Source organism: Microbacterium sp. H6 (assembly GCF_003314775.1).
GTDB lineage: Bacteria > Actinomycetota > Actinomycetes > Actinomycetales > Microbacteriaceae > Microbacterium > Microbacterium oxydans.
Genome location: NZ_QOAY01000261.1, coordinates 20,868 through 22,688 on the forward strand (window position 1 = coordinate 20,868; position 1,821 = coordinate 22,688).

Here is a 1,821-nt window from a genome sequence, read left to right on the forward strand (position 1 = left end):
TGTCCGCCGTCGTCGGGCAGGCGCACCTGCGGTCGAGGGCAGCGACGAAGTTCGGCCCCTTCGCCGCCCGCATGCTCTTCACCAGGGCCGGCCTCGAGCAGGCGACGCGGCTCGGTGTCGCGGCACGGCACGCCCAGCGCATCCGTCAGTCGGGCTTCACCCGTGTAGCCGACCTCGGCTGCGGTATCGGCGGCGATGCGCTCGCCTTCGCCGGAGCCGGACTCCAAGTGCACGCCGTCGACGCCGACGAGGTCACCTCCGCCATCGCGGCATACAACCTGGCGCCGTTCGGCGACGACGCCGCGGTGCGGCACGAGACGGCGGAGGAAGCCCTCTCCAGACTGGACGACGGGGACGCGGTCTGGATGGACCCGGCCAGACGCACCTCCGGGCACAGCGAGACCAGGCGTGTCTCCGCCGACGACTACTCCCCCTCCCTGGACTGGGCGTTCGATGTGGCCGCACGTCGCCCGACCGGCATCAAGCTCGGACCGGCTCACGACCGCGACGCACTGCCCGCCGATGCCGAGGCGCAGTGGGTGAGCGCCGACGGCAGCGTGGTCGAACTCGTCGTGTGGAGCGGATCCCTCGCCCGAGAAGGAGTGCGCCGCGCGGCACTGGTGATCCGCGGCGAGCGCTCGCACGAGCTCATGGCTGCGGCCGACACCGCCGATGAGCCCGTGCGCGAGCTCGGCGCCTTCCTGCACGAGCCGGACGGGGCGGTGATCCGCGCGCGGCTGATCGGAGAGGTCGCCCGCAGTCTCGACGCCGGCATGCTCGACGAACACATCGCCTATCTGACATCCGACGCAGCCCTGACCAGTCCGTTCGTGCAATCCTTCCGCGTCAGGGAGACGCTTCCGGCGAGCCCCAAGGCGATCAACGCCGCGCTCAAGGCGAACGATGTCGGACGCCTGGAGATCAAGAAACGCGGAGTGGATGTCGATCCCGCCGCCTTCCGGAAGAAGCTCACGCTGCGCGGAGACCAGGACGCGACGCTGATCCTCGTCCGTATCGGCGACCAGCGCCGCGCGATCCTCGCCGACCGGGTGCCCGCGGCGAGCTGACGTCCGCTCAGCCGTCCGGATCGCGGCCCGGCGGTTCGACCACGATGGGGTCACCGGGTGGGGCCTCGACCCGGACGATCTCGCCCGGGCCTCCCTTCCCCGGCGATGCCTCGGTGATGACGAGGTAGGGCGTCTGCCACCTCGTGAACCTCGCCGCGAGAGTCGAGGTGCCGATGAGCGCACCGTCTCCGCCGTCGACGCGGTCGATCCGCGTTTCGAGACCGGACTCGACGGCGGCGGTGGAGGCGGCGCAGGTCATCGCATCGACCGCATCGACGATGAGGCACTTCTCGACGGTGCCCAGATCCGACACGCGGTCCCCGGTCCACACCGGCAAGGTGCGGAAGGAACCGACGATCTCGAGGGACGAGACGAACCCCTCGCCGGCCAGCTCCTCCGCGCGTGACCGCTCCGCACCCGCGAACTGCGACGGTGAAGAAGACGTCATCGGCCAGCGTTCCAGGGTGACGATCGGCTCCCCCGTCGTCGAGAGGAGCATCGAGGCGCTCACCGCCTCCACTCCGCGAGGGGTGTCACCGCTGTCCTCCATGGGGACCGGGATCGTCGCGCTCAGGCCGCGCCCGATGCTGTCGACCGGGAGGCAGGTCGACTGCGACTGCGCGCCGACGTCGAGGATCAGGCACCGGATGCCGGCCTCCTCACGGGTCGCGTACCAGGCCAGCGCATCCCCCTCTCGCGCGAGGGGCACGACCGAGCCGGGATCGAAGTCGGCTGCGGCGAGCGCGTCACGGCG

The 1,821-nt window shown here is 71.1% G+C and carries 2 protein-coding genes; one reads left to right on the plus strand and one right to left on the minus strand.

All coding sequences use genetic code 11. The annotated features are described in order from the left end of the window. A partial coding sequence (locus DSP71_RS16920) for a class I SAM-dependent methyltransferase (protein ID WP_147251348.1) occupies nt 1-1,067 on the plus strand: 1,067 nt, incomplete at its 5' end. Nucleotides 1,068-1,074: 7 nt separating this feature from the next. On the opposite strand, the gene DSP71_RS22455 is transcribed toward DSP71_RS16920, so the two are convergent. Next, the coding region (locus DSP71_RS22455) for a hypothetical protein (protein WP_181800761.1) at nt 1,075-1,821 on the minus strand (747 nt) is incomplete at its 5' end.